The 20718-nt window shown below is 35.3% G+C and carries 18 protein-coding genes; 13 read left to right on the forward strand and 5 right to left on the reverse strand.

Going from position 1 to position 20718, the window contains the following annotated elements; all coding sequences use genetic code 11:
• Positions 1–64: 64 nt before the first annotated feature.
• The 7 genes from BUR19_RS14330 (at position 65) to pckA (ending at position 10722) form a co-directional block, all read left to right on the forward strand.
• Positions 65–1030, forward strand: coding sequence for a T9SS type A sorting domain-containing protein (locus tag BUR19_RS14330; protein WP_074236130.1), 966 nt, complete (start codon positions 65–67; stop codon positions 1028–1030).
• A 238-nt stretch (positions 1031–1268) separates the two neighbouring features.
• Entirely contained in the window at positions 1269–3191 is a 1923-nt protein-coding gene (locus BUR19_RS14335) for a putative porin (RefSeq protein ID WP_074236131.1), read from the forward strand.
• Between the two features lie 69 nt (positions 3192–3260).
• Entirely contained in the window at positions 3261–4892 is a 1632-nt protein-coding gene (bshC, locus tag BUR19_RS14340) for a bacillithiol biosynthesis cysteine-adding enzyme BshC (RefSeq protein WP_317041454.1), read from the forward strand.
• A 37-nt stretch (positions 4893–4929) separates the two neighbouring features.
• On the forward strand, positions 4930–6930 hold the full coding sequence (locus BUR19_RS14345; RefSeq protein WP_074236132.1) for an amino acid ABC transporter substrate-binding protein: 2001 nt from the start codon (positions 4930–4932) through the stop codon (positions 6928–6930).
• A 142-nt stretch (positions 6931–7072) separates the two neighbouring features.
• A complete protein-coding gene (gene fabD / locus BUR19_RS14350; RefSeq protein WP_074236133.1) occupies positions 7073–7948 on the forward strand; it encodes an ACP S-malonyltransferase in 876 nt (291 codons plus the stop codon).
• 139 nt (positions 7949–8087) lie between these two features.
• On the forward strand, positions 8088–8990 hold the full coding sequence (locus BUR19_RS14355) for a GYDIA family GHMP kinase (protein ID WP_074236134.1): 903 nt from the start codon (positions 8088–8090) through the stop codon (positions 8988–8990).
• 118 nt (positions 8991–9108) lie between these two features.
• On the forward strand, positions 9109–10722 hold the full coding sequence (pckA, locus tag BUR19_RS14360) for a phosphoenolpyruvate carboxykinase (ATP) (RefSeq protein ID WP_074236135.1): 1614 nt from the start codon (positions 9109–9111) through the stop codon (positions 10720–10722).
• 34 nt (positions 10723–10756) lie between these two features.
• Here the strand turns inward: pckA and BUR19_RS14365 are convergent, their stop codons facing one another.
• Both BUR19_RS14365 and BUR19_RS14370 read right to left on the reverse strand, forming a co-directional pair.
• Positions 10757–11512: a hypothetical protein gene (locus tag BUR19_RS14365; RefSeq protein ID WP_074236136.1), complete on the reverse strand. Its 756-nt coding sequence runs from the start codon at positions 11510–11512 to the stop codon at positions 10757–10759.
• A 13-nt stretch (positions 11513–11525) separates the two neighbouring features.
• Entirely contained in the window at positions 11526–12164 is a 639-nt protein-coding gene (locus tag BUR19_RS14370) for an MBL fold metallo-hydrolase (protein WP_074236137.1), read from the reverse strand.
• Positions 12165–12209: 45 nt separating this feature from the next.
• On the opposite strand from BUR19_RS14370, the gene BUR19_RS14375 reads away from it, so the two are divergent.
• Both BUR19_RS14375 and BUR19_RS14380 read left to right on the forward strand, forming a co-directional pair.
• Positions 12210–13421, forward strand: coding sequence for a type IX secretion system plug protein (locus BUR19_RS14375; protein ID WP_074236138.1), 1212 nt, complete (start codon positions 12210–12212; stop codon positions 13419–13421).
• A gap of 88 nt (positions 13422–13509) precedes the next feature.
• Positions 13510–13803: a GNAT family N-acetyltransferase gene (locus tag BUR19_RS14380; RefSeq protein ID WP_074236139.1), complete on the forward strand. Its 294-nt coding sequence runs from the start codon at positions 13510–13512 to the stop codon at positions 13801–13803.
• A gap of 79 nt (positions 13804–13882) precedes the next feature.
• Here BUR19_RS14380 and rho read toward each other — a convergent pair whose 3' ends face one another.
• The gene (rho, locus tag BUR19_RS14385) at positions 13883–15661 is read right to left on the reverse strand and encodes a transcription termination factor Rho (RefSeq protein ID WP_074236140.1); all 1779 of its coding nucleotides are present in this window, start codon (positions 15659–15661) and stop codon (positions 13883–13885) included.
• A 173-nt stretch (positions 15662–15834) separates the two neighbouring features.
• Here rho and BUR19_RS14390 point away from each other — a divergent pair, with 173 nt between their 5' ends.
• The 4 genes from BUR19_RS14390 (at position 15835) to BUR19_RS14405 (ending at position 19533) form a co-directional block, all read left to right on the forward strand.
• Positions 15835–16224: a DUF4293 family protein gene (locus tag BUR19_RS14390; RefSeq protein WP_074236141.1), complete on the forward strand. Its 390-nt coding sequence runs from the start codon at positions 15835–15837 to the stop codon at positions 16222–16224.
• A 142-nt stretch (positions 16225–16366) separates the two neighbouring features.
• A complete protein-coding gene (locus BUR19_RS14395; RefSeq protein WP_074236142.1) occupies positions 16367–17293 on the forward strand; it encodes a M28 family peptidase in 927 nt (308 codons plus the stop codon).
• A gap of 57 nt (positions 17294–17350) precedes the next feature.
• On the forward strand, positions 17351–19189 hold the full coding sequence (locus BUR19_RS14400; RefSeq protein WP_074236143.1) for an ABC transporter ATP-binding protein: 1839 nt from the start codon (positions 17351–17353) through the stop codon (positions 19187–19189).
• Positions 19189–19533, forward strand: a complete 345-nt coding sequence (locus BUR19_RS14405) for a DUF1801 domain-containing protein (protein ID WP_074236144.1) — start codon at positions 19189–19191, stop codon at positions 19531–19533. The genes BUR19_RS14400 and BUR19_RS14405 overlap by 1 nt, the downstream gene beginning before the upstream one ends.
• Before the next feature lie 21 nt (positions 19534–19554).
• On the opposite strand, the gene BUR19_RS14410 is transcribed toward BUR19_RS14405, so the two are convergent.
• Both BUR19_RS14410 and BUR19_RS14415 read right to left on the reverse strand, forming a co-directional pair.
• A complete protein-coding gene (locus BUR19_RS14410; protein WP_074236145.1) occupies positions 19555–19884 on the reverse strand; it encodes a tRNA-binding protein in 330 nt (109 codons plus the stop codon).
• 33 nt (positions 19885–19917) lie between these two features.
• Positions 19918–20718 (reverse strand): tetratricopeptide repeat protein, encoded by an 801-nt coding sequence (locus tag BUR19_RS14415; protein WP_074236146.1) that lies wholly within the window; start codon positions 20716–20718, stop codon positions 19918–19920.

Here is a 20718-nt window from a genome sequence, read left to right on the forward strand (position 1 = left end):
TTTTAAAGTTATTTAAAAAAAAAATTATAATTTAGTCAATATTTAAAAATTAAAATTATTTATTATGAAAAAAATCTATCTTATGGCAAGCATTGTAACAATGGTTGCTGCCAATGCGCAAGTTTCCATTAATGACAACTTTGAAAGCTATCCTGTTGGATCTTATTTTGGAGGTACTTGGTCGAATTGGTCTGGAGCATCAGGTGCTGAAAATTTGCGTATTACAACTGCACAAGCCGCAAGTGGTACAAAATCAGGGACTATTAGCGTAGATGGGCAAGATGTTATCATGAAAGTGCCAACTGCAGTTTCAGGGGTACATACTTTTCAGTGGAAAATGCTAGTTCCTGCAGACAAATCTGCATGGTTGGCATTTATGGAAGATACTTCAAACCCTGCTAATTATGGTACTGACTCAATGCCATTTAAACTCAATTTCAATACAAATACAGTAATTGGAACGGATAATTATGATAACAAGATGTATCTTTCGCTTTATGCTTCTGACACATCTGTATCTTTAACTCCTCCAATTGACTACCCTATCGGGCAATGGGCAACTTACAAGGTGGTTTTTGATTTGGACAGCGCTATCGTTTCATTTTATATAAACGGAACAAAAATTATTGAAACAGATTATACAGCTCCAGGGTTGTCTGTAGGAGGTGCTGACCTTTGGAAATTTGATACAGGCAATATATTTATAACAGGATCTACAAGTACAAACGATCCTTGCGAATGGTATATTGATGACTTCGTGTATGGTGAAGGAGATTTGGCTACTACAGAAGTAACAGCAAATTCTTTCTCTGTTTATCCTACACTTGTTAGCAATCAAGTGTTTAATGTTTCAGGAAAATCAAAAATTTCAAGTGTAGAAGTGTATAACATTGCAGGTCAGCAAGTATTGAAATTAGCTCCAAATGCAACTTCAGTTGAAGTGAATACTTCTAAGCTTGTGCCAGGAACATATATTGTAAATGTAACCGGAGAGCAAACTAAACTTAGTAAGAAGATTATTGTTAAATAATAATTCACAATATTCGAATTTTAAAGACTGTCTTTTAGATGGTCTTTTTTTATTTATTATTTTTCCATTCGTTTGTTGATTTTTAAGTATAAGATTTAGTATATTTCTTAGAGAGGCTCTGTTGAAAACACTAAAGTTATTAAAAAATAATCCAGATTATTTTTACATAATCAAACCCCGCAATCTGCGGGGTTTTTTATTTACGGATAATTAGTACTTTTGTAGTCAAATTTCCTTGATGAAATATTTATCAATACTGTTACTTGTTTTTAGCGTTTTTATTAATGCACAGCAAGTCAACAAAACAGATTCTAATAAACTGCCTTCGGATACACTAAAAGTAGATTCTGGAGAACAAGATTCATTAGAAATTTATAAACCAACCATTTATGATTATCAGGTCAAGAAAAGATTTTCTGAGAAAAAAATCTATGATACTACGTTTGCTATTGAGAGATCATACATTGTAATACAGTACAACAAAAAAGATAATTTCGGAAAAATCCAGTATGCTAATATTGGATCGGGATTTCAGAATTTGGTTTATGAAAAAAATGCGGAGCAAAATCTCACACTTCTTCCGGAAAACAAATCATTCTATCTTATAGGTGAAAATGACATCAATTACTATGATGTAAAAACACCAACCACCACATTTTTCTATAACAATGCAATGAAAAATGGAGGACAATTACATACAACCTATACGCAAAATGTTGGAAAGAATTTCAATTTTGCGATAGAATATATGGGATTAAGGTCTCAAGGACTCTATACAAATAGTTTGGCTTCGAGTAACAATACTATTTTCAGCGGGCATTATATTTCTAAAAATAAAAAATACGAAGCTTACGCCCATTACATCCATCAGAATGTCAACAATCAGGAAAATGGAGGGATTGCAGACTTAGACGTTTTCTTAGGAGGCGATTCAAGGTTCAATAACCGTCAAAATCTTGAAACCAACTTAGCTGGCGCCGAATCCAGATATGCTTATAGAAGATATTATTTCAGTCAGGAGTTTGCGCCTTTTGATCCTGCTAAATATCCCTTCAAGCTAAGACACACTATTTATCATCAGGGTAACAAATATTATTTTTCAGAAACAGCTTCGGATATAGATTTCTTTGGAGGCATAGATAATACAGCATTTCCATTAACCAATAAAAAGTTCTCCAACAATCTCAGTAACACTTTTAGCTTGGTTTGGGATAACGAGAAATTCAAATTGGATGCTGGATTCCGTCATCAGTACATTACTTTCGGGAATAAAAATGCCTATCCTCTTTTAGAAATTCCGGGTTATTTCAAAGAACAAAGATTCGGGGCTGTTGGGAACTTACAAATTAAATTGCTAGACAAAATCCAACTGAAATCCTTTTTGGAAATTTCCAAAGGTTCAGAATTTGGAGATTATATCAAGACTACCAACGAATTAGTTTTCGAGCCTATCAAAGACTATCTGATAGAAGGACGAGTTAATTTCCAATCGGCTTATCCAAGTTTCAATTATCTGGTGAACTCTTCGCATTATCTCAATTACAACTATTATCTACAAAATCCAAATAACGAAGCCGTAACCCAAATCGGAGGAACTTTGAAATTGGCAAAATGGTTTAACACGCAGCTTTTTGTAGATTATTTCAGAATCGATAATTACACTTATTTTGATAATTCAGCAAAACCACAACAAAGTTCTTCTTCACTCAATATTTCGCAAATTGGAGGTGAAACAACTTTGAAATACCACAGATTCAATTTCAACGGAAGAGTGCTTTTCCAAAAAGCTTTGACCAATGACAATTTGTTGCCAATGCCTGATTTCATCGGAAGATTGAATATTTATTATCAGGCGCCAGCGTTCAAAAAAGCGGCAGAAATTCAGGCTGGTGTAAAATTGTATTACTTCACCAAATTTGCTTCCAGAGAATTTTCACCAATTCTCAACGAGTACATTTTGCCGGGAACAAACGCTTATTCAATTGGAGGGCAGCCGATTGCCGATGTTTACATCAATATGAGGGTGAAACGTATGTTTTTCTATGTAGAAGGACAGCACATCAATCAGACCTTTATGCAGAATAAATCGTTCACGGCGCCAAATTATCCTATTTATGATTTTCGATTGAATTTGGGCGTGGTTTGGTATCTTTTCCACTAATTTTGTTAGAATAATTATGGTAGCTTTATCCGCCTTCCGTTCCCAATTTGTCACACTGAGCTTGTCGAAGTGTCCGCTCAAGTCGGGCTGCGAGTCAACAACCATCAACCAACAACAGACAACCAAATGACCATCGGTTTCGAAAATATAGACAGCATTCCAAAACTCGTAAAAGACTTTCTTAAAAAAAATCTGGACGGATTTCAAGGAAAAGTTTTTGACTTGGAGAATTTCAAAAATCAGATTGTGGAAAAACAAAATTCCTATTCTGATGACAAAAGACAAATTCTTCATAATGCGATTTTCTCTCAGAATCAAGAAGAGCAGATGTCTCCAAAACAATTAGAATTTCTCTTTTCTTTGAAAGATAAAACTACTTTCACCATTACAACCGGTCATCAGCTCAACTTGTTTACAGGTCCTGTTTTCTTTGTTTATAAGATTTTGCAGACTATCAAAACAGCAGAATTTCTTAAATCTAATTTTCCGGAATTCAATTTCGTTCCTGTTTTTTGGATGGCAACGGAAGACCACGATTTTGACGAAATCAACCATTTCAAAACCAAAGAACATTATTACGAAATCAAAGGAAATGCCGGTGGTGATGTTGGAAATATAAAAATCGATGAAACGTTTTTCATTCAGGAATTTGAGAAAGAATTCAAAGACAATCTCTATGGAACGGAACTGATTCTTTGGATTAAAAAAGCGTATCAAAAAGGCAAAACACATACACAAGCGATTCGATATTTGGTGAATCAATTGTTTTCGGATTACGGATTACTGACAATTGATGGAAACGAAAAAGAACTGAAAAATCAGGTAAAAGATATTTTCAAAAAAGAATTATTATCGAATCAACTTTTTGAAACAACTAAAAATCAAAGACAATTTCTGGAAGATAATTATGGCAAAGTCCAAGTCAATCCGAGAGAAATCAATCTTTTTTATTTGACGGAAACCAGAAACCGAATCGAAAAAATCAACAATGAATATTTCATTCTTGACACAGATTTAAAATTATCGGAAGAAGAGATTCTTCACGAATTGGAAAATTATCCCAAAAAATTTAGCCCGAATGCGGTTCTTCGTCCTGCTTATCAGGAAACCATTATGCCGAATCTAGCATATATTGGCGGAAATGCCGAGATTATGTATTGGATAGAATTGAAAGATTATTTCGAATCCATTAATCTGCCTTTCCCGATTTTGATTCCAAGAAATTCGATGTTGTTTTTGGAAGAAAAAACCTTTAGTAAAATTGAAAACTCAGGATTGAAAATCGAAAATTTCTTCGGGAATTTTGCAGAAGTTATCAATCAAAAAATATTAGATAACAACGAAATTAAACAACTTCTTGAACGGAAAGAACAAGATTTGATTAATTCGTTTTCAGAAATAAAAACAAAGGCTGAACAAACGGACAAAACTTTTGCAAACCTTGTGAATGCAGAGGAAACTCGACAATTAAAATCATTCAAAAGAATGCAAAAACGTCTTTTGAAAGCTGAGAAAATAAAGCAATCTGAGAAATTTGACCAGATGCAAAATCTGTTTCTGAAAGTTCATCCCGGCGGAACCTGGCAGGAAAGAGTATTGAATTTCAGTGCGTTCTACGCGGATTTTGGAAAACAATGGATTGCCGGTAGTTATCAACAAATGGATGTTCAAAAATCGGAACTGATAATTTCTTCCATTTAATCTGAAAGCATTATTTTTGTAACATTATATAAAAAGGATGGTTAAAAAGATTTTCATTTTATCAGGACTTATCGGATTTTTAGGGCTTTCGGCACAGAAAACCCACACTGTTGCGCCAAAGGAAACACCTTATGGGATTTCTAAACAATATGGTATCACGATTGATGAATTGTATCAATTGAATCCTTCCAAAAAAGAAGGTGGTCTTAAAATTGGCGATGTTATCGTTGTTTCAAAAGGAGGTAGCGGTACAAAAGCTGTACCTTCAACGCCAACACCTGCAACTTCTGTAGCTAAAACAGGAAAAACAGGAACCATTACCTTACAGCCAAAGCAAACCATTTACGGAATTACAAAACAGTATCAGATTTCTGAGGCAGACCTTAGAAAACTGAATCCTGAATTGGATTCTCATATGAAAATCGGTGACAAGATTACCCTGCCATTAGATAACATTCAGAAATTTGGCGGCTCTGCGCCTGCAACTGTTGTTCAAGCAACTACTACTACGACAGAAAAACCCGCTGAAGTAAAAACAGTGACTAAAACTGAAACTAATTCTTCTGACAAAGGTCTATATGTTGTTCAGGCAAAGGATAATTATTATAAAATCTCGAGACAATTCAACCTGACTCAAAAGCAGTTATTCGCTTTGAATCCGGGATTGGAAACAACAGGTTTGAAACCGGGAGAAGCGATTAGAGTTTCCGGTTCGGATTCTGCAGCAAGTTCTTCTAATTCTATCAAGGTTGAGGATAATTCTCAAAGCAATGCGACATCAGCTCCGGTCACTGAAACGACAAGGCAAACAACGGTTTCGGAGCCAACGAAAACTTCTTCATCTGTAACTTCTTCGGAAGATGATTATGTGACTTACACGGTTCAGAGTGGCGATACAATGTTCAGTATTATGAACAGATTCAATGTGACACTTGACCAATTGATTAGCCTTAATCCAAATCTTTCTGATGGATTGAAAGCCGGGATGACTTTGAAAATTAAGAAACAAGACCCGATGTATTCTAAGAAAAGCGGTGATGTTTTGAGTGTTGTTTTGATGTTGCCTTTCGGGTACGATGCGAACGATGCGAAGTACAGAACAATGTCTATGGATTTCTTGACCGGCGCAAAATTAGCAGCTGAGAGAAATGCAACAAACGGACAAAAATTGGACATCAAAGTTGTAGATGCTGGAAATGAAACAACTTTCAAAAATAGTCTTTCCCAGATCAATCCGGATAATACAGATTTGATTGTGGGGCCTTTTTTCAAATCAAGTGTTCTTGAAGTTCTAAGATTTGTGAATGATAAAAAAATTCCTGTAGTTGCACCTTTTGCTAATTCGGAAGACCTTTTTGATTACAGCAATTTGATTATCATCGAAACTGAAAATTCAATTTATTCGGACAGAATCGTGAAAGAAGTTGGTCAGGTTTATCAAGACCAAAAAATCTATATTGTTGCAGATAATTCCAAAGCAAATGCTAATGCAATTAAAGCTGGTTTGGAAAAGTCATTATCAAAACCTAATGTTGTTATCGTTAATTCTTCATCAGAGATTCAGTTGGAAAATAATATGATGACAGGACAATCGGTTCCTGTGATTGCGGTTTTAGCGGACGATGACGAATCTGCAGGTGCTGCTTTTGCTTCAAAAATTATTGCTCTTGGAAAACAGACAGAAGGCGTGAAAGCTTTCAGTATGTTTTACAGTCCAAGCTTTGAGAAGAATGTAGACGACCTTTCAAAAGCGAGTTTGGTTTATCTGATGGATAGAAAAATCAATTACGATGGCGATTTTGAAAAAGAAATTCTTGCAGCTTACAAAGGCAAATATTGTAAAACGCCTTCAAAATATGCTGTAATTGGTTTTGATGTAATGAATGATATGCTGACAAGAGAAAACAAAAGAGGAGAAATTTTCAAGCAAATCGGTAAATCCCAAACACAACTAGCTACAAAATTCGAATTTGTAAAAGCAAAACCAAACGGAGCATATATCAATAACGGTTACAGAGTTGTCAGATTGATGCAGTAATATTGATTTGAAAATTTAAATAATAGTTAAGAAAAATTAAATGGATAAAACGCCGACTGGCGTTTTATCTGTCAAAAATTAGATATAATAAATGAAACTCGAAAGAGTTCCATCTATCCTAAAAAAAATAATAGTTAATTAGATGAAAGCACTTGTATTTCCTGGGCAGGGTTCACAGTTTGTCGGGATGGGAAAAGAACTTTACGATTCCCGAAAAGACGTGAAAGACCTGATGGATTCTGCCAATGATATTCTTGGTTTTGATATTGTTTCTGTGATGTTCAATGGAACAGACGAAGACCTTAAAAAAACGAGCGTAACCCAGCCAGCTATTTTCCTACACTCGGTTGCTGCTGTAAAAGTAGCGAACGGTTTGGGTGCAGAAATGGTTGCTGGACATTCTTTGGGCGAATTTTCCGCTTTGGTTGCCAACGGCGTTCTATCTTTCGAAGACGGACTGAAATTAGTTTCCGAAAGAGCGCAGGCAATGCAGATGGCTTGCGATATTAATCCAAGTTCGATGGCTGCCATCCTTGGCTTAGAAGATGTTAAAGTTGAAGAAATCTGTGCAGAAATCGAAGGCATTGTTGTTCCTGCAAATTACAACTGTCCTGGACAATTGGTAATTTCCGGAGAGACAACAGCTGTTGAAAAAGCTTGCGAAGCTTTGAAAGCGGCTGGTGCAAAAAGAGCTTTGTTGTTGCCTGTAAATGGTGCTTTTCATTCGCCATTAATGATGCCGGCTCAAGAGAGATTGGCTGCCGCAATTGAAAAAACAAATTTCCGAAAAGCAACAATTCCTGTTTATCAGAACATCACGACAACTGCAGTTTCTGACCCGGAAGAAATCAAGAAAAATTTGATTGCTCAGCTGACTGGTCCTGTAAAATGGACTCAAAGTGTGCAGAATATGATAAAAGACGGTGCAACTAATTTTATAGAAGTCGGACCTGGAAAAACACTTCAAGGTTTGATTAAGAAAATCAATTCAGAAGTTAATGTTGCGTCTGCTATCTAAGAATAGAATTTTTAGGGCAGCTTAATCCGCCTTCCGCTCCCAATCTTTTTACTTTTTAGCAAAAAAGCAAAAAGGATTTCCGCTCAAGTCAGGCTGTATAAGATTCTATGTTTAAAATAAATTAAAAAATAATCAACAAATGAGCAGGATATTTTCACCAGGCAAGTTAATGCTTACCTCAGAATATGTTGCTGTTGATGGCGCTCTTGTTCTAGCTATTCCAACGAAGCTGGGACAAGAGCTTTTTTATACAGAGAATGAAGACCAGAAGTCATTGATTTTTTGGGAAGCTTATCACCAGAATCAATTATGGTTAAAGGCTACGATTGATTATAAAAATTGGGAAATCCTTGAAACCAATGATTCCAAAGCTTCAGAATTCATTCTTAAAACGCTCAAAAATGTTCAGAATCTTTCTGATACCAAACTAAAAAGTGATACTTCTTATCACATTAAAACCAATCTTCAATTTCCTTCAGACTTTGGGTTAGGAAGCAGTTCTACCTTGATGAATAATCTTGCAGAGTGGGCAAACATCGATGCCTTTACTCTTAACGAAATCAGTCTTGGCGGAAGTGGTTATGACGTTGCTGTTGCCAAAGAAAAATCTGCAGTTCTCTACAGCCGTTTTCCGGAAAGGACTTATCATAAAATTGATTTCAATCCGAGTTTCAAGGATGAATTAATTTTTATTCATCTCAATCAAAAGCAAGATACGAGAGAAGGAATTTCTCATTACAAGTCTAAGCCAACTTCAACGGGATTAATCAATGACTATTCTAAATTAACCAAAATGATTGTCAACAGTCAGAATTTGGAAGAATTTTCAGAATTAATGACAATTCACGAGCAAAAAATGTCCGATTTTCTCGAAATCCCAACTGTGAAAGAAAAATATTTCCAAAATTGCCCGAGCTTTGTCAAAAGTTTGGGAGCTTGGGGTGGAGATTTCGTTCTTGCGTCCAAATTTGGAGATTATGAAAGCTATTTCAAAAAGCAAGGTTTCTACAGAATATTCTCTTGGTCAGATTTAATTAATTGATTATTAATTAATTATAAATTTTATTTTAACTGATGAATGTCAGTTTATAAAAACTTTGATAATTCGCTGATATTTTTACATTTGTCGCAACACCTTTAATCTTCAAAAAAAATTAAAAATGGACAAGTTAAAATCTTATCTTGAACACCAAGGTATTCTCAATCCGAAAGAGATCATCCACAATCCTACTTACGAAGAAATTTTCCAGGCAGAAATGGACCCGAACAATTCCGGATTTGCTAAAGGCGTTTTGACAAAGTCGGGGGCTGTGGCTGTAAAAACCGGAATTTTTACCGGCAGGTCTCCAAAAGACAGATATATTGTAAAAGACAATATCACTCGGGATACGATTTGGTGGGACGGAAACATCAATCGTCCAACCACAGTCGAAGTTTTTGATGAGTTAAAAGACATCGTAACCAAAGACCTTTCTGGCGACAGAATCTATGTTATCGATACATTTTGTGGTTCTAACGAAGACACGAGATTGAAAGTAAGGTTCGTGACAAAAGTGGCTTGGCAAGCTCATTTTGTGATGAATATGTTCATTCGTCCTTCTCATTATGACCTTCAAAATTATGGCGATCCGGATTTTGTAGTCATCAATTCTTCCGAATCTGTCAATCCAAATTGGGAACAACACGGACTTAATTCTGAAGTGTTTGTAATGTTCGATTTGACCAAGAAAATGCAGATCATCGGTGGAACTTGGTATGGCGGAGAAATGAAGAAAGGAATGTTCGCGATAATGAATTATTACCTTCCATTGAAAGGAATGGCTTCTATGCATTGTTCCGCAAACGTAGGCGAGGACGGCGATGTAGCAGTTTTCTTCGGACTTTCCGGAACTGGGAAAACAACGCTTTCTGCTGACCCGAAACGCTATTTGATTGGTGATGATGAGCACGGTTGGGATAACAACGGTGTTTTCAATTACGAAGGTGGTTGCTATGCAAAAGTGATTGACCTTAGTAAAGAAAAAGAACCGGATATTTACGGCGCAATCAGAAGAGATGCGTTGTTGGAAAATGTGGTTACGGATGACGAAGGTAATGTAGATTACACCGACGGCTCGATTACGGAAAATACAAGGGTTTCCTATCCAATTTATCATATCAGCAAAATTGTTTTGCCTTCCAAAGCTGGTCATGCGAGTAAAATCATTTATTTGTCGGCTGACGCATTCGGGGTTTTGCCTCCGGTTTCTATCCTGACAGACCAACAGGCGCAATATCATTTCCTTTGCGGATATACATCAAAATTAGCAGGAACAGAACGCGGTATCACAGAACCGACACCTTCTTTTTCACCGGCATTTGGAGAAGCATTTTTGACATTGCATCCAACAATGTATTCCAAAACGTTGATTGGAAAAATGAAGGAGCACGGCGCGAAAGCTTATTTGGTAAATACAGGCTGGAACGGAACTGGAAAGAGAATTTCTCTCAAAGATACCAGAGCGATTATCGATGCTATTATTGATGGAAGCATTGATAAAGCTGATACGAATAAAGTTCCAGTAATGAATTTGGAATTCCCTGTTGCATTACCAAATGTTTCCGAAAACATTCTTGACCCAAGAGATACGTATGAGAATAATTCTGATTGGGAAGCTAAAGCTAAAGATTTGGCTGCAAGATATATTAAGTATTTTGAGCAGTTTACAGATAATGATGAAGCTCTGGAGTTGGTTTCTTCGGGACCGATTTTGTCAGAAGTTCATCAGGACTAAAAATAGAAACGCTTCCAATTTTGGAAGCGTTTTTTTATTGTATTAATTTTCCGTCTTGTTGTAGGATAACTTTATTGTTTTGTTCAACGGTCAAATCGATTTCCGGTGCATCTTTTTCGCCAATAATTCCTCTGTAAATAATGTAACTGAACTCGCCTTTTTTGAAAGTAATTGTATGATTACCGCCGCTTCCTTCCATTCTGATCTCGCCATTAGTCAGAATCAAATCGGGTTTTGTAGATTCTTTTTTACCTAATTTCCAAGAAGCATAACGGTATTTTCCATTGCTCAGTTCATCAATTCTAATCAAATAACTTTTAGTGGTCATTTTATAAACTGGCGATTTATATTGTCTCAAAGTGGAAAATAGATTTTTCTTTTCGTTAATAATAATGTTGTTCTTTTGATTTGTTTCGAATGGACTCTGGTAATTTAATGCTGTAATTCTTCCTTCTGTATCAATCCAAAAATCTCCATTATCAAGCATTATTCCTCGCCAGCCGACTTCTGACCATTGTTCTATTTTCGAATTTGAAATTTTATTAATGATTTTCGAATCAAAAATCTGATTGAATCTCTTCTTGAAATCAGACTCGTTTTTAACATCAGGAATTGGATATTCTCTGCTCAGAGGATAATTAACAATTTTAGAAATTCCGTCAATATTTTTAGTCTGAAATAACTTAATTACTTTCTGAATATTCTCGTTTTTAGTTTTATCCAGCTTTTCGTTTTGAGAAAATACAACACTGGAAATTAATAAAAAGAAAAATAAAATCTTGTATTTCATTACAAATCAGTTTTTATTTAAGGAAAGGATTATGTTCTTTTTCAAAACCAATTGATGTTGGTTCTCCGTGACCACTGTAAACTTTGGTATTTTCTGGCAAAGTCAACAATTTATTTTTAATACTTGAAATTAATTGGTCATAATCGCCTTTGTGAAGGTCGGTTCTCCCAATGCTCATCATAAAAAGTGCATCACCTGAAATTACAAATCCATTTTCCTGATTATAAAAAGCCACACTTCCAGGCGAATGTCCAGGAACGTCGTAGATTTCAACGGTTTCTAAACCTAAGTTTAATTTTTCTCCTTCTTTAATATGCTGAATTTCCCCTCTGAAAGCAGGAAAGAAAAAACCATAATTTTTAGCTGTAAATGAAGCGCGGTCAAGAATTTCCATCTCATCAGAATGAATCAAAACCGGAACATCAAAAGTATCATAAGCCCATTGTAAGCCAATAATATGGTCAATGTGAGCGTGCGTCAACAAAATATTTTTGATTTTAAGTTCATTTGCTTTGATGAAGCTGTGCAAAGTTTCGGTTTCAGCTTCGGGCATATTTCCCGGATCTATAAGAAAAGCTTCCTTTTCATCGTTATAAATGATGTATGTATTCTCAGAAAACGGATTAAATGCAAAGGATTTTACGTGCAACATTCTTTTTAATTTAGATGTAAAAATATAAAACATTAACTTAGCAAGATGAAGGTAATTAAACTATTTTTTCTTTTTTTAAGTGCAATTTCTTTTGGACAGGAAATTAAAAGTATCCAAATTTTTAATCCTAAAACCAATGATGAAACGCCAGTTATTGCTCAAGGTGGACAATTGATTTTGAGATTTGATGATTTGTCCAACAGCAGCCAATTGTATAGATATACTTATAAACATTACAACAAGAATTGGGAAGAAGACGGTTTGTTTTTTACCGAATTTGCCAATGGAAGTATGAATGCTTTGATTGAAAATTTCCAATATTCTTTCAATACGTACCAGAAATATACGCACTACGAATTAGCTTTCCCGAATGAGAAAATTCAGCCAAAAATTTCTGGAAATTATGAGATTATCGTTTACAAAGATTCTCAGGAAAAACCTTTGTTTACAAGACGATTTTGTATCTATGAAGATGGCGCTAATTTGGGAATCAATGTCACAAGATTTATTGATGCAAAAAATCCTAATGCAAAACAACGAATTGAAATTCAGGCGACTGGAAACGGCTCAGGAATTACCAATAATTTGTCGTCGCTTTCATTGAGTGTTATTCAGAATAACAATTGGGATATTTCTTTGAAAAACCTTCGTCCAAGTTCTACAATGGGAAATCAGCTTTTGTTCCAACAATTGAATTTAGCTTTTCCAGGAAATAATGAGTTCTATTATTTTGATAATAAAGTGATGAATCAAGCTTTGGATATGGTTGCCAATACGGAAAATATCGATGGCAGAAATTATACTTATCTTCATCCTGTTTGGGCTTATCCAGGAGATTATCAGTACCAACCAGACGTGAATGGCGCTTTTTATTTCCGTAGAAATGATTTGGGGATTGAAAGAAATGCGGACAGAGAAGCAGATTATTCCTGGGTTTATTTTGCTTTAGACAGTCAGAAATCAGATAAAGAATTCTATGTTCTTGGGATGTTCAATGATTATAAAGCCGATAAAACCAGCCAAATGCAATACGATGAAAAGTCTCAAAAGTATATTGCAAAAATCTATCTGAAGCAAGGTTTTTACAGTTACATCATTGCGACAAAAGGAGCAGACGGAAAACTGAATTATGGTGAAGTCAATGGAAACTTCTGGCAGACAGAAAACCTTTACCAAGCCTTTCTATATTACACGCCATTTGGAAGAAACTTCGATGGATTGATTGGTTATGGCGAATTGCGAACGCCTGTAAGATAAGTAAAATACAAAATTAAATTAATATCCCGAAGATTGTCAATTCAATTTTTTGGAATAATTTTAGCTAATAACTTCAAAACAAATTTTTATGGAGCTTCTTTTCGAAAATAAAAAATCTGGGAATGGTGGTTTTATTACAATGAAAAATAATCAGGAAGAGATCGGAAGGTTGACCTATACTATTGTTCCTGAACTTAAAAAATTAATCGTGAGTTATGTTATGGTTTTTCCAAAATTCGAAGGCAAAGGATTGGGAAAAACTTTGGTAGAGAAGTCGGTAGAATTTGCCAGAAAAAATGGATGGACGATCAAAGCCCATTGCTCTTATGCTCACGCTGTTCTAAGCAGAAAAGCAGATGTAGAAGATGTCTTCGTCGCTTAAGATAAATTTATTACCTTGGTAATACTAAAGTTACGGCTCGCAATTGCGAGCCGAGCTTTTTTTATTTAATCTGAAAAAATTATCTGTTCATAGACATCAGGAATTCTTCATTGTTTCTGGTGCCTTTGATTTGTTTTTGAACAAATTCCATCGCTTCCAAGGGATTCATATCGGCCAGATATTTTCTCATAATCCACATACGTTGCTGCGTCGCTTCGTCCATCAAAAGGTCATCTCTTCTTGTACTGGAAGCCACTAAATCTACAGCTGGATAAATACGTTTATTAGCAATCTTTCTATCCAATTGCAATTCCATATTTCCGGTTCCTTTGAACTCTTCGAAGATAACTTCGTCCATTTTGGAACCTGTATCAATCAAAGCAGTTGCGATAATTGTCAAAGAACCTCCATTTTCAATTTTTCTCGCCGCTCCAAAGAAACGTTTTGGTTTGTGAAGAGCGTTGGCATCCACACCTCCGGAAAGAATTTTCCCAGAAGCCGGTGTTACAGTGTTGTATGCTCTTGCCAAACGTGTGATAGAATCCAAAAGAATCACAACATCGTGACCGCATTCTACCATTCTTTGCGCTTTTGATAAAACCAAATTTGCCACTTTTACGTGCTTATCTGCCGCTTCATCAAATGTAGAAGCAATAACTTCTGCATTCACACTTCTTTGCATATCCGTAACTTCCTCTGGTCTTTCATCGATTAGAAGAACCATCATATAAGCTTCCGGATGATTGGCAGAAATGGCGTTAGCGATATCTTTCAGTAAAATTGTTTTACCGGTTTTCGGCTGTGCAACAATCATTGCTCTTTGTCCTTTTCCGATTGGCGCAAACAAATCCACGATTCTTGTAGAAAGAGTAGCGTTTTTACCAGCCAGATTGAATTTTTCCTGAGGGAAAAGCGGTGTCAGATATTCAAAAGCAACTCTGTCTTTGATAAAAGCTAAATCTCTTCCGTTAACTTCTGTAGGTTTCTGAAGCGAGAAATATTTTTCGCCTTCTTTTGGCAATCTCACGATTCCTTTTACGGTGTCTCCGGTCTTCAAACCATAATTTCTGATTTGATTAGTAGAAACATAAACGTCGTCTGGAGAAGAAATATAACTGAAATCTGAAGAACGTAGGAATCCGTAGTTATCCGGAAGAATTTCCAAAACACCTTCTATCGTTACAATTCCATCAAAGTTAAATTCCTTCTTTGGAGCTGGAGCTTCTGGCTGTTGTGCTTCGGATTGTTCTTTATGATTGTTGTGTTGTTGAGAATTGGGGTTTTGTGTTTTTTGCTGACCTCTGTTGTTATTGGTCTTTTGCTGATGCTGCTGATTGTTTTGCTGCTTAGGCTGTTGCTTTTGTTGAGGCTTTCTTTCCTCTTGCTCAGGCTTTTCATCAATCTTTGGAGAAGTTTCGTCTATAGAAACTGGAGTTGTTGAAACTTGTTCTTCTGTCTGCACTGGAGTGATTCTCGCTCTAGGTGTCTTTTTCTTTGGAGGATTTGGAGCTTTCGCTTCTTCCTTCACAACCGTTGCAGGAGCTTCCTCTGTGACAGCAATAACAGGAGTTTCTGCTGGAACTGAGTTTTCTTCTTTCGGTTTCTCTGCCGGCTTCCTGCCTCTTTTCTTTGCAGGAGCTGCATTTTCCGTAGAATTCTCTTCTGTTTTTTTCGTCATATTCTCTTGAGTAGCGTTAAGATAATCTTTAATGATTTTTGGATTAGAAGCCTGATAGTCCAGAATTGCGAAAACAGTGTCTTCCGGAGAGCTTTTCTTTGCCAATTTAACGCCTAAATCTTTAGAAAGTTGAGCCAATTCCTCATCGGATTTTGACCGTAGCGTTTCAATATTAAACATATAAATACGTAAAAGGTAATTTTTATTTGTGTATAAGTAAGAATGAAAACCAGGAGGTTATCATTTTTATTGAGTGATTACAATGCAAATCTACATTAATTTTTGAATTACGCAAAAATTATTTTATTTTTGCAATCTATTTTAACCTTTTTTATAAAGGATTTATAATAAATATGTTACAAAGAATACAATCTGTCTGGATATTTTTAGCTGTTTTGGGAAGCGTTTTCCTTAATATTACCGCACAAGATTTTGATATCCTTGGAAGATATTTGACAATCAATGCTTCCACGGTAATTTTAATATTATTCGGAGTGTTGAGTATTTTTAGTTTCAAAAACAGAAAAAGACAAATATTGCTGAATAACATCAGTCTTATTATAAACGCTTTGTTGGTTGGTCTTTTGATTTACTGGTTACTAAATTTATCCGGAGGAATTCAGTTTCCTGAGAAGGGTATTGAGCCAATTTTCCCGTTTATTTCGATGATATGTTTGCTTTTGGCAAATGTTTACATTAGAAAAGATGAGAGGCTCGTAAAATCTGTGGACAGACTTCGATAGGCTTACGACGATTTTTTTGAGTGAGAACAGCTTCCTTTTGGAAGCTGTTTTTTATTGGTAAGAATTATATCTTTAACTTTAGAGCATTAGTAACAAAAAGTATAATTATGGTACTTATAATTCTTAATAAATCAATTTAACTATGAAAAAAGTAATCTCCATTGTTTTAATTGCTCAATCGTTTCTGTCTTTTGCTCAGAATATTTCCAAAGAAAGGGTTGTAAACATTGTTTCGACTTTAGCTTCAGACGAGATGAAAGGTAGGAAATTCGGAACATTAGAAAATGATAAAGCGGCAGAGTACATCGCTTCGGAATTCAAAAAAAATAATCTGGATTACTGTTTTGGAGATTCTTACTTGATTCCATTTGAGTATAAAGACAAAAAAGGTTATAATGTCTGCGGTATCAAGAAAGGAAAATCGGAACAGAGTTTAGCTTATTCAGCTCATTTTGACCATATCGGAACCAATAACAAAGAAGGCGATAATATCTACAATGGGGCAGATGACGATGCGAGTGGAGTAGCTACAGTAATCGGTTTGGCGGATTATTTTAAAGATAAAAAAACTGATTTTTCTATGGTTTTTATGGCTTTCAATGCAGAAGAAATTGGATTGATTGGTTCGAAAGCTTTGGCTGAAAATGAAAAATTGAATCCAGTTTTCAGTAATATCAAAGCACTTTTCAATTTTGAAATGTTGGCAACGGAATCTCAATTTGGTAAGAATGCAGTTTTTATGACGGGCGACGAGTTTTCAGATTTTGATGAATTGATTAATAATAACGCAGTCAACGGTTTGAAAGTTTATCCAGACCCATATCAAGGTCAGCAGTTGTTTTACCGTTCGGACAATGTGAATTTCGTTAAAAAGAAAATCATTGCGCACTCAATCTCAACTGTTGATATGAACAAAGCAGTGCACTATCACGCTGTGAATGATGATATTAATATTGTGGATGCCGATAATTTGACGAGCATCATCAACAATTTAGCAAAAACAATCGAGAAACTGAATACCAAAAACTTCACACCAAAATACAACGACAAAGTAAAATACGATTTCTAACGTCTTGATAAGCTAAGCTATTTATTTTCCGTAATTTTGCATTTCCAATTTTTTTGAATGAAACCATTTCAACGTATTATCAGTATTGCCAAACCACATCAAAGATTTTTGTGGGGCAGTATGTTTTTCAATATTCTTTATTCTCTTCTTCAGATTGCTTCTATTGGTACTTTATTGCCAATTCTCAGCGTGATGTTCGGAACTTCTGACAAAATCGACACGTCAAAAGTGCCTGTTTGGAGTGGCAGAATTGCAGATTATTTTGGCTATGTCAAAGACTTGGCATATTATACAATTCAGATTAATATGGATAAGCACGGCGGTATTAAAGTTTTAGCCGTTCTTTGTTGCATTACTGCAGTTGCGTTTTTATTGAGGAATATTTTTAGATATCTGGGGTCTTATCTATTGGTCAACTATCGTGTTGGAATTACCAGAGATCTTCGAACCTTGATGTATGATAAATTTCTGAAACTACCAGTCTCGTTTTTTACAGAACAGAGAAAGGGTGATATGATGTCACGAATATCCAATGACATTGGCGCTGTAGAGGGTGGAATTATGGGGTCTTTGGTCGATATTGTGAATTCGCCTTTTATGATTATTTCGTCATTGACAGCATTATTCCTTTTATCTCCGAAACTGACTTTATTTTCATTAATCGTTTTCCCAATTATGGGCTGGATCATCTCTTGGGTAGGAAAAAGTCTGAAAAAACAGGCCAAATTTGCACAGGAAGAATTAGGAAATCTCTTCTCTTTGGTTGATGAAACTTTAAAATCTTCAAAGGTCATCAAGATTTTTAATGCGGATAAAATCCTGAAAAACAGATTTAATAAAACAACAGACCAATGGCAACATCACGCCATTTCTATGAGCAGAAGACGTGAATTGGCTTCTCCAATGAGTGAATTTCTTGGATCTGTAACGATGTTGCTCATCACTTGGTACGCCGGAACAGAGATCATTAATGGAACCAATAAGGATCCCGCGACTTTCCTTGCATTCATAGCTGTATTTTTTCAGGTTTTGGATCCTGCGAAAAGATTGTCAAATGCTATTTCTGCAATCCAGGGTGGAATGGCGAGTTTAGAAAGGGTTTCCGAAGTTTTAGATTACGATTTGAAGGTTGATGAAATCCTGAATCCAACACCTATTTCTGAGCTAAATGATAAAATTGAATTTAAAAATATTGGTTTCTATTACGAGAAATCAAATCTAATTCTAAAAAACGTTTCGATTACTTTGCCAAAAGGAAAAACAGTTGCTTTAGTTGGACAATCCGGAAGTGGAAAAACTACGATTGCTAATCTATTAGCAAGATTCTATGACGTTTCCGAAGGCGAAATTTTAATCGACGGTCACAACATCAAAAATCTAAAACTAACAGATTATCGAAAACTTCTGGGAATGGTAACTCAGGAGTCAGTTCTTTTCAATGATTCGGTTTACAATAATATTTTGATGGGTAATCCAAATGCAACAGAAGCACAAGTGATTGAAGCTGCGAAGATTGCCAATGCTCACGATTTTATCTCTCAACTTCCGGAAGGTTATGATACCAATATCGGCGACGACGGAAACAAACTTTCTGGCGGACAAAAGCAACGTGTTTCCATCGCCAGAGCTGTGCTGAAAAATCCACCAATTATGATTCTTGATGAAGCAACTTCTGCTTTGGATACAGAGTCTGAAAGATATGTTCAGGACGCATTGGAAAAAATGATGGAGAACAGAACATCTTTGGTTATTGCTCACAGATTATCAACTATTCAGAAGGCTGATCATATTGTTGTAATGGAAAAAGGTGACATCATAGAGCAAGGCTCTCATCAGGAATTGATGGAACAAGACGGCACTTATAGAAAGCTGGTTGAGCTTCAGAATTTTGACTAATGAATCCAGTTCAGGAATATTTTTATCGGATTGATGAACCTGCGAGAAGTGCGCTTTTGTTTATCCGAGAGAAGATTTTAAATTCCGATGAATTGATAACCGAAACGTTCAGTTTTGGACTTCCTTTCTTGAAGTACAAAAAGAAAATGCTCTGCTATTTCTATTATAGCAAACAGCATCAGAAGCATTATCTCAGCTTTTATCACGGCGACAGAGTGGATTATCCCGAACTTTTATCCGAAGGTAGAAAGAAATTCAAAATCCTACTTTTGGATATGGATGAGGATTTGCCAATGGAATTGATTTTCAATATTCTTGATGAAGTGAAAACTTATATCAAATAAATTTTTGATTTTAACTAAATTTCACCCGACTTCCAATCCGTTCTTCACTGGCAAACTCGGACTCAACAAAGTCACTTCACTTTTATTGTCGCCATAAACTCCTAGAACAAGACATTCGCTGAAGAAATTGGCGATTTGTTTCTTCGGGAAATTCACAACAGCAAGAATCTGTTTTCCTATCAATTCTTCTTTCGAATACAAAGCTGTGATTTGAGCAGAAGATTTCCGAATGCCCAAATCTCCAAAATCGATTTCCAATTGATAAGAAGGATTTCTGGCTTTTTCAAAATCATTCACAGAAATAATGGTTCCAACTCTAATGTCTATTTTTTCAAAATCGTCCCAGGATATTTCAGGTTTTGTCGTTTTTAGATTGTTTTAAGTTTAATTATCAAGATTTATCATATACCAATTCACTTGGTAAGGGTATTTTTCATAAGGCGAATCTCCTTCAGTAAAAGTTAGACCCTTATCAAAATCCCTTTTTGCTAATCTTGCGCTTTCCAGATAGTTTGTATAATCGTTATCAATTTTGTAGAGATTCAAAGCTTTATAATATTCTGCATCAGAAAAGTTGGGGTAAACTTTTAAGGCTTTATCAAACTCTTCAATCGCTTTTTTATAATCTCTTTTTTCATAATAAATAACACCAGTGTAAAAATAACAAAGAGCTGAGACCCAATCTTCTCCGCTTTGTTTTTTTGTTTTTTCAATTTCGATTTGCATCAAGTTTAAAGCTTTATCATATTGATTGAGTTGCAAATAGCAAATCGATTTATAAAAATCATAGGAATGATCATTCTGAATTCCGTCTCCGAATTCTTTCGTTACATCATTAAAATCTTTCAAAGCTTCCGAATAATTTTTAATAAAAATACATTTCAGAAAACCTCTTCTTCCCAGATATTCTTTTCGATTATACAAAACGGCTTTATTATAACTTTTTAAAGCCAGTTCATACTTTCTTGTTTTCCAAAGTGGAAGGGCTTTATGATGCCAAAAAATGGCAATTGTTGAATCTGCTTTTATCCCTTCATTGATGCAATCTTCCCAACCTTGAGATAAGTAATGAAATTGATAAGCACATTTTTTTGTGTATTTTTCTATGATTGAGTCTTGTTTTAGGCTTTGTGAAAAAGAATAGCTGAATATATTTATCAGTACTAAAAATAAAATTCTTTTCAT

This window comes from Epilithonimonas zeae (assembly GCF_900141765.1).
Lineage (GTDB): Bacteria > Bacteroidota > Bacteroidia > Flavobacteriales > Weeksellaceae > Epilithonimonas > Epilithonimonas zeae.